This is a genomic window from Mycobacterium sp., assembly GCF_025933915.1.
Lineage (GTDB): Bacteria > Actinomycetota > Actinomycetes > Mycobacteriales > Mycobacteriaceae > Mycobacterium.
This window is the reverse complement of sequence record NZ_JAICZA010000209.1, coordinates 1-6366: the sequence shown is the minus strand read 5'-3', so window position 1 is coordinate 6366 and position 6366 is coordinate 1. Positions and strand designations below refer to the sequence as shown.

General features: G+C 68.1%; 5 protein-coding genes and 2 pseudogenes. 2 read left to right on the top strand and 5 right to left on the bottom strand.

What is annotated here, in order from left to right:
• A pseudogene (locus tag Q0W90_RS22225) lies at positions 1 to 1623 on the bottom strand (hypothetical protein); the annotation flags it as partial.
• Positions 1624 to 1645: 22 nt separating this feature from the next.
• Between Q0W90_RS22225 and Q0W90_RS22220 the strand changes: the two are divergent.
• Entirely contained in the window at positions 1646 to 1780 is a 135-nt protein-coding gene (locus tag Q0W90_RS22220; protein WP_297776654.1) for a hypothetical protein, read from the top strand.
• A gap of 635 nt (positions 1781 to 2415) precedes the next feature.
• On the opposite strand, the pseudogene Q0W90_RS22215 reads toward Q0W90_RS22220, so the two are convergent.
• A pseudogene (locus Q0W90_RS22215) lies at positions 2416 to 2796 on the bottom strand (PPE domain-containing protein); the annotation flags it as partial.
• A 632-nt stretch (positions 2797 to 3428) separates the two neighbouring features.
• On the opposite strand from Q0W90_RS22215, the gene Q0W90_RS22210 reads away from it, so the two are divergent.
• Positions 3429 to 3872, top strand: a complete 444-nt coding sequence (locus Q0W90_RS22210; protein ID WP_297776651.1) for a hypothetical protein — start codon at positions 3429 to 3431, stop codon at positions 3870 to 3872.
• Between the two features lie 81 nt (positions 3873 to 3953).
• Here the strand turns inward: Q0W90_RS22210 and Q0W90_RS22205 are convergent, their stop codons facing one another.
• The 3 genes from Q0W90_RS22205 to Q0W90_RS22195 all read right to left on the bottom strand — a co-directional run.
• A complete protein-coding gene (locus tag Q0W90_RS22205; protein ID WP_297776648.1) occupies positions 3954 to 4082 on the bottom strand; it encodes a hypothetical protein in 129 nt (42 codons plus the stop codon).
• Positions 4083 to 4230: 148 nt separating this feature from the next.
• A complete protein-coding gene (dprA, locus tag Q0W90_RS22200) occupies positions 4231 to 5403 on the bottom strand; it encodes a DNA-processing protein DprA (protein ID WP_297776645.1) in 1173 nt (390 codons plus the stop codon).
• Positions 5400 to 6366 (bottom strand): ATP-binding protein (locus tag Q0W90_RS22195; protein ID WP_297776642.1); only part of this gene is annotated, 967 nt, incomplete at its 5' end. The genes Q0W90_RS22195 and dprA, both read right to left, overlap by 4 nt.

Genomic DNA, 6366 nt, shown 5'->3' with positions numbered 1-6366 from the left:
CAGCACACCACCCGCATTCACCGTGACCGCACCACCATCGGTCAACGAGCCAGTCGGACCCACAGCGACCGTCCCACTATCCGACAGAGTCCCACCAACGTTGACAGTCACTGCACCGCCATCAGTAAGAGTGCCACCCGAATTGACCATGACGGCACCGCCGTCGGTCAGCGTGCCGGTCGGGCCGACGGTGAGCGCGCCGTTGACGGTCAGATTGCCACCGATGTTGACGGTCACGGTGCCGCTGTCGGTGAAGGTCACGCCGGAGCCCACGGTCAGAGTCCCGCTATCGGTGCCGCCGGTGCTGACAACGACGGTCCCGCCGGTGTTGGTCAAGGTGCCGCCGTCTGTCAATGTGCCACCGCCAGTGACGGTCACGGTGCCGCCATCCGTCAGGGTGCCGCCCGAATTGATGGTGACAGCACCGCCGTCGGTCAAGGTGCCACCCAGACCGGTGGTGAGCGTGCCACCGCTGTTGACATTGAGCGCGCCCGTGGGGCCCACATTGATTGTGCTGCCGGTGAGGCTGACAGCGCTGTTGAGGTTGAGCGTGCCGTTATCGACGACCGTGACACCTGTACCTACGGTGAACGAGCCGCTATCGGTGAACACACCGCCCGAATTCACGGTCAATGCACCAGAATCCGTCAACGTGCCACCGCTCGCGATGGTGACCGTACCGCCGTCTGTCAACGTGCCACCGCTGGTGATGGTCACGGTTCCCCCGTCGGTCAGGGTGCCACCCGAGCCCACGGTCACGGTGCCGCTGTCGGTGAAGGTCACGCCGGAGCCCACGCTCAACGTGCCGCTGTCGGTGCCGCCGGTGCTGACGATGACGGTCCCGCCCGTGTTCGTGAGGGTGCCGCCGTCGGTGAGCACGCCGCCGCCGGTGACGGTGACGGTGCCGCCGTCGGTCAGCGTGCCACCCGAACTGACGGTCAAGGCGCCGCTGTCGGTCACGGCGCCGCCCGAGTGGACGATGAGGCTGCTGCCGGAGCTGATGGTCAGGCTGCCACCGTCGGCCAGCGTGCCGCCCGAACTGACCGTCACGGTGCTGCCGTCGACGAGCACGCCGCCGGAACCAATGGTCAATGTCCCGCCGTTGGTCAGGGTGCCGCCGGAGCCGAGAAGCCCTCCGCTGCTGACGGTGATGGTGCCACTGTCAGTGAGGACACCGCCGGAGCTCACGGTCACGCTGCCTCCGGCGCCCACAACCGATCCGCCGTTGACAGTGACCGTGCCGCCGCTCGCGACGGTCAGGGTGTTGCTGACGGTGAGGGTGCCGCCGTCGGCGACAAGCGCGCCGCCGTTGACGGTAACGGCGCCGCCATTCGCGACGGTGATGACGCCGCCGTCGACCAGGCTGCCGCCGGAACCAAGCGTTCCGCCGTCGATGGTGAGGGTGCCGTCCACAGTGAGGGTGCTGCCGGAGTCGGCGATGAGGCTGGCACCGGGGTCGATGGTGACGGTGTTGCCGGCCAGGATGACGTAGTCATTTCCGGCGGTGAGGTGAGTGGTGCCGGTGACGTCGCCGGAGAGGGAGATCGGGTCGACACCGTTGATGATGACGTGAGTTTCGGTGAGCCCTTGGGAAACAGTGGTCGACGCCGCCTGCTGCGTCACCGCACTCGAGCTGAGCTGCTGGGTGGCCGCGGACGAGCTGAGCTGCTGCGTCATCGCACTCGAGCTGAGCTGCTGGGTGGTCGCGGACGAGCTGAGCTGCTGGGTGGCCGCCGACGAGCTGACCTGCTGCGTCACCGCTGTCGACGCCGACTGCTGAGACACCGCACTCGAGCTGAGCTGCTGCGTGGCCGCACTCGAGCTGACCTGCTGCGTGGCCGCGGTCGACGCCGACTGCTGAGACACCGCGGTGGCGGCCGGCTGGTTCGACGCCGCGGGTGAGGCCACCTGATAGGCCGTGGTCGTGGTCGGCTGCGGGGAGACGGCGCTCGGCGCTGACTGTGGCGACACAGTGGTCGAGCCAAGCTGCTGGGTCAACGTCGGCGACACCGCCTGCTGAGACACCGCTGTCGCGCCCGGCTGCGAGGAGACGGCGTTGGACGCGGATTGCTGAGACAACGCAGACGTGCTGAGCTGTTGAGACGCCGCGAATGAGCTGGCCTGCTGGGAAACCGCGGTCGAGGAAGACTGCTGGGACACCGCGGTCGAGGCAGACTGCTGGGATACCGCAGTCGAACCAGCCTCCTGCGAGGCGGTGGGCGAGCTCAGTTGGGTGAGGGATTGGATTCGGGCGCTGGTGGAGTCGCCGACGGCCCGGACCATCGCGCCGGCACGAGCTCCCTGCCCGGCAGGGTTCGTGGTCCGCGGCGGCTCCCCGAATGGGGTAAGGGCGCTGGCGGCCACCGACGCAGCCTCGTACCCGTACATGACGGCGGCATCCTGGGCCCACATCTCCATGTACAGGGCTTCGGTAGCCATGATCGCCGGCGTGTTCTGCCCCAGGAAATTGGTCGCGACCAACGCCGCCAACTGCGCGCGATTCTCGGCGACCGCCGGCGGGGGCACCGTCGCGATGAACGCCGCCTCGTAGGCCGCCGCCGCGGTATACGCCTGGGCGGCGGTTTGCGCGGCCTGAGTGCCCGTGGTCGCCAGCCACTCCGCATAGGGGGCCGCTGCAGCCGCCATCGCCAGCGACGCCGGCCCCAACCACACCTGGCCTGCCAGCTCCGAGACCACCGAGACGTAGCCACTGGCGGTGGACGCCAGTGTCGCGGCCAACGCGTCCCAAGCCGCCGCGGCTGCCAGAATCGGCCCCGCCCCGGGACCGCTATACATGCGCGTGGAATTGATCTCTGGGGGCAGCTCAGCAAAATCCATGGCCTTCTCACCGCGTCGTTTGGGTGACGACACCCAAAGTCAGATGACTCTTACTGCCCCCGTGGAGTATTGACCTTGATGGCTTCTATTATGCGCATGTAAGATTGATTCGGGTATACTTTAGAAAATTTGTTTGGCAGCATCAACCGAAGTTTCCACCGGCTTGGGAATCGGACGGTAGCGCAGAATGGCCGGGGCGGACTTGCGGTGGCCTGCCAACGCGCGACGGCCGCCGGGAGCCGGGCCTGAGCTCGGCTTTTGTCCTGATCGGCAATGAGGTCGAGCTGAGCGCCGAGCCGGCCTCGTCCCACTACCGGATGGGCATTCGGACCGTCGACGGAAGTCGATGAATTCAAACGCCTTTCGCCGCGCTGCGGATAGGTGGACCTGACGCCCGGTGCGGCGTCGCTTGCCCCGGTCACCACAGCTGCCGCCAACCTTGACCGCGAATCGATATCTTGCCTCTGAACAGCAGAAAAACATCGGTCAGCGAAATCTGTTGAGTACCCGTCATTCGGTCACAGGGAGGCTTGGCGATCGATATGGCCAATTACTCACTGCGGTAAGGCTTTCTGCGTACTGTTCTCGACATGGAGTTGACAGCAATCTTGTGTAACCACGCTGAGGCGCAAAACAACTTGTTGTACATCTCGGCGGGAGGCATAGACCAGGTCCACATTCCGGCCGGACACCCGGTGCCCTTTACGATCTCGGTGGGCCTCGGAATTGTCGTCGAAGTACCGCGGACGGCGAGCGACCAAGAACACACGGTCGACATTGAACTACTGGACTCGGACGGGCGTGCAGTTGAGGTTCAAAACGGTGTGGACGAATACGAACCGTTCCGCACCCAATTTAAATTCAACATCGGCAAGTCGAACCGTCACGAGGTCGACGAAACCCAGTCAGTTGCCTTCGCAGTCAACATTCCGGTACTTCGGTTGGAGAAGCTGGGCTCGTATGTCTTCACCGTCAGCGTCGACGAGACCGTTCAGCGCCGCCTCCCTTACCGGCTGGTTGGACAGGCGGCGTAACCGGTCGACCAACGTTCTCCTGTCGGCTCCCGGCCCCCGCCGACCACAGAAGCCTCAGTATTCCCACAGACTGACTGGCAATTAGCCCGACCACTGCGCGCACGACGGCGCGGTGGCGCCGATACCGCGCAACGACGGGATGACCGAGACGACCAGGAACGCCTTGCGGTGCGCCAAGCGCAGCTGGGATCGATGAGACCTTCCGGCCATACGGCACGCCGTCCCTCGCCTCGCCAAGTGGTTTGTCGCCTGCGATGTGATTCGTTCAACACCTCGCACTATCTGGATCCTGTCAGCGCGCAACGAGCTGCGCGGTTGCGCTTCCCCGGCGCACGAGCGGCTCTCCGGCTGATCCCGCTCAGGGAGGCAGCACCGTCGCCGCGGCGCTGTTTGCGCGCACGATTCGCCAGCGCCCGTCGTGGCGCCGCAGCAACCCGGCCAACTCCAGCATCGCCAGCGGTCCCAGCACCTGCTCGGGCCTCAGCCCGGACGCGACCGCGATCTCGTCGACGGTGGCGCCGCCGCGGCCCGGTAACGCCTCGTATACCCGGCGCTCGGTGTCGCTGAGGCCGTCGAGAGGCGTGACCGGGCGGGGCTCGTCGGAGGCCAGTTCGCCGATGTGGCCGATGAGTTCGACGATGTGGTCGGCCCGGGTGACCAGCTCGGCACCGTCGCGCAGCAGCGCATGGCAGCCCGCCGACGCCGATGATGTCACGGGTCCGGGCACCGCGGCCACCACTCGCCCCAACGCCCGCGCCCAGGCCGCGGTGTTGGCCGCCCCGCTGCGCAGACCGGCTTCCACCACCACCGCGGCCCCGGCGACCGCGGCCACCAGCCGATTGCGGGTCAGGAACCGGTGGCGCGCGGGGCGGACGCCGGGCGCGTATTCGGTGAACACCAGCCCGTGCTGGCCGATGCGGTGCAGCAGCGCGGTGTGCCCGCTCGGGTAGGGGACGTCGAGCCCGCCGGCGAGGACCGCCACGGTAATCCCGTCGCAGTCCAACACGGCCCGGTGGGCGGCGCCGTCGATGCCGTAGGCCCCGCCCGAGACGACAGCGACGTCACGCTGCGCCAAGTCGGCCGCCAGCTCGCCGGCCACCTGCTCGCCATACACCGTCGAAGCGCGCGTCCCGACCACGGCGGCCGCCCGCTGCGCGACGTCATCGAGCCGGGCGGGCCCCTGCGCCCACAACACCATGGGCGGAACCATCGGCGGACCGCCGCGCCGTCGCGGCTCGGCACCGTGGAAGGCGGCGAACGGCAGCAGCGGCCACTCGTCGTCGTCGGGGGTGATCAACCGCCCGCCCCGCCGAGCGATCATCTCGAGATCGGCCGCTGAGGTGTCGATGTCACGCCTGGCCTGGGTGTGGCGGGCCAGATCGTCGTCGACCGATCCCCGCCGGACCCGCTCGGCCGCCTCGACCGGGCCGACACATCGCACCAGGTCGGCGAGCCCGAGGCAGGGCGGTTCGGCCACCCGGGACAGATAGGCCCACGCGCGCAGGGTGACACCGTCGGCCGTCGCGCTCATCGCTGCGCCCCGGGCTGGCGGAAGCTGAGTGCGGCGGCGACCTCGTCGAGCCCGGGCGACGTGCGACCGGCCAGGTCGGCCAAGCTCCACGCGACCCGCAACGTGCGATCGAGGCCACGGATGCTGAGCAGCCCATGATCCAGCGCCCGTTGCAGCGGCTCCATCACCGCGTTGCTGGGACGGAACTTTCGCCGCAGCAGCGCCCCGCTGACCTCGGCGTTGGTGCGGAAGCCGTGCGGCAGCCAACGCTGGGCGGCGGCCTCACGCGCGGCCGCCACCCGCTGACGAACCTGTGCGGTGGATTCGCCGTCGCGGCCCGAGAACGCCTTTGCCCGCACCGGATCCATCTGCACCCGCAGGTCCACGCGGTCCAGCAGTGGCCCGGACAACTTGCCCAGATAGCGGCGTTTGGTCGCCGCCGGGCACATACAGTCCTGCGGATCGGCCGGCGCGCACGGGCACAGGTTGGCGGCCAGCACCAGTTGGAATCGGGCCGGATAACATGCCACCCCGTCGCGGCGGGCAAGGCGAATTTCGCCGTCCTCCAACGGTGTTCGCAGGGCCTCCAGCGCGCTGACCCGGATCTCGGCGCACTCGTCGAGGAAGAGCACCCCGCGATGGGCCCGGCTGACAGCACCCGGCCGGGCCATCCCGGAGCCACCACCGACCAGCGCCGCGACGCTGGAACTGTGATGGGGCGCTACGAACGGCGCCCGGGTGATCAACGGCGTGTCCCCCGACAGCAACCCGGCCACCGAGTGAATCGCGGTGACTTCCAGCGACTCGCTTTCCGTTAACGGCGGAAGCAGGCCCGGAAGGCGTTGCGCGAGCATCGTTTTGCCCACTCCCGGTGGGCCGGTGAGCATCAGGTGGTGCGCCCCGGCGGCGGCCAGCTCCACCGCGAACCGCGCTTGCGCCTGTCCGAGGACGTCGACCAGGTCCACGACCGGTTCCTCGACCGTG

Bases quoted from the DNA above. Each gene is read 5' to 3' on its own strand.
- Q0W90_RS22210 (WP_297776651.1), top strand. From the start codon at position 3,429: ATGGAGTTGACAGCAATCTTGTGTAACCACGCTGAGGCGCAAAACAAC.
- Q0W90_RS22205 (WP_297776648.1), bottom strand. From the start codon at position 4,082: ATGGCCGGAAGGTCTCATCGATCCCAGCTGCGCTTGGCGCACCGCAAG.
- dprA (WP_297776645.1), bottom strand. From the start codon at position 5,403: ATGAGCGCGACGGCCGACGGTGTCACCCTGCGCGCGTGGGCCTATCTG.